Origin of the sequence: Planktotalea sp., from assembly GCF_965659345.1 — a bacterium.
In the GTDB taxonomy this organism is placed as follows: Bacteria; Pseudomonadota; Alphaproteobacteria; order Rhodobacterales; family Rhodobacteraceae; genus Planktotalea.
In genome coordinates this window covers 1,067-2,741 of record NZ_CBFHVK010000049.1, presented here as the reverse complement: position 1 = coordinate 2,741, position 1,675 = coordinate 1,067, and the positions used below count along the sequence as shown (strand labels likewise).

Annotated in this window: 2 protein-coding genes; both read left to right on the top strand. The window is 56.5% G+C overall.

Annotation, left to right across the window (positions count from 1 at the left end; genetic code table 11):
• A partial coding sequence (locus ACTG3Z_RS17475; RefSeq protein WP_439144276.1) for a LacI family DNA-binding transcriptional regulator occupies nucleotides 1-995 on the top strand: 995 nt, incomplete at its 5' end.
• Nucleotides 992-1,675: ester cyclase (locus ACTG3Z_RS17470; RefSeq protein WP_439144275.1), on the top strand; the 684-nt coding region annotated here is incomplete at its 3' end. The genes ACTG3Z_RS17475 and ACTG3Z_RS17470, both read left to right, overlap by 4 nt.

Sequence of the window (1,675 nt, the reverse complement as noted above, 5' to 3'; positions counted from 1 at the left end):
CTCTACAAGTTGCTAAACTTGCAGGCGTCAGCCAATCCGCTGTCAGTCGTGTGTTTTCCGGCGCATCAGCAAGCACAGCAACCGTAAAAAAGGTGAAAAAGGCCGCCAAGCAGCTTGGCTACCGCCCCAATGTTCTGGCCCGCGCCATGATCACCGGCAAGTCGCGGATTATCGGTTTGATCGTCGCCTACCTCGATAACCAGTTCTACCCCGAAGCCCTCGAACGCCTCTCAAACGCGCTTCAAGCGCAAGGCTATCACATCCTGATCTTCACTGTACACAATTCCAGCGATGGCATCGAAACCGTCGTGCAGGACCTGCTCGATTATCAGGTCGACGGCATCATCGCCGCCTCTGTCTCGATGTCCTCAAGCCTCACCGACCTCTGTGTCAAAGCAGGCATTCCAGTCGTCTTGTTCAACCGCGGACAGCCCGGCAGCGGTCTTTCGGCAGTCACATCGGCTAACATCAAAGGCGCGACAATGGCCACCCAAGCGCTGATTGACGCGGGTCATAACCGCATTGCCCATATCGCCGGCTGGGAAGGCTCACTCACAGGGCGCGACCGCCGACAGGGGTTCGAGGATGCAATGGCGCGCGCGCGCCTCACCCCCTTCGCGATCATCGACGGTATGTACAAACGCGACGTTGCCGCCGCCACAGCGCGCCGGCTGATGACAGGCGAAACCCGCCCCGATGCGATTTTCGTTGGCAACGATCACATGGCCTTCGCCGTCATGGATGAAATCCGCCAAATGGGCTTTTCCATTCCCGATAACGTCTCGATCATCGGCTACGACGACGTGCCGCTCGCGTCTTGGCCCGCTTATGATCTGACAACTGTGCGTCAGCCCGTCAACCGCATGGTTGAGGCCACGATCGAAACACTTCTGTCTTCGATCAACGGTCAGGAAACTTACGCCCAAACCATTGAAATAGAAGGGCCTCTCATCCAACGAGGTTCCTCAATACCGCCCAAAGGATCATCACTATGAAGGGTTTTTCGAACCGCTGGAAAGACTTTCCTGACTACATCATCGGGATCACCAAAGAGATTTGGGAGGATCGTGGCGTTGGCACGCTGCACGACTATTACGCCAAAAACATCGTAGTGCGCTCGCCGATGGGTATCCAGCGCGGCAATGCGGCCGTCATGGCTTCAACGATGGCGACAATCAATGAATTTCCGGACCGTGAGCTTTTTGGCGATGACGTTATCTTCTCTGACGATCCAGAGTTTGGCCTGCTGTCCTCACACCGGCTGATCACGCGCGCCACGCACACCCAAGACGGTCAATTCGGAGCTGCAACAGGCAAGCAATGGACCGTGCGGGTCATCGCGGATTGTGCCGCGAAGAATGACTGCATTTACGATGAATGGCTGGTACGCGACTACGGTGGGATCGTGCGCCAATTGGGCATGGACCCGCGCGATTACGCGGCCCAACTCATTGAGGCCGAAGGCGGACCCAACGCGGCGTCCAAGCCGTTTACCCCGGACCAAGATATCGATGGAGGCTACAACTCCAAAGGCAATGCTAACGCTTGGGGTCAGCGCTACGCCGACACATTGAAGCGTATCATGGATCTCGATTTTCATACGATACCGAAGGACTATGATCGCGCTGTGAACTGCGAATATGCGGGCGCACAAACCGTTTTATCCCATGACAGC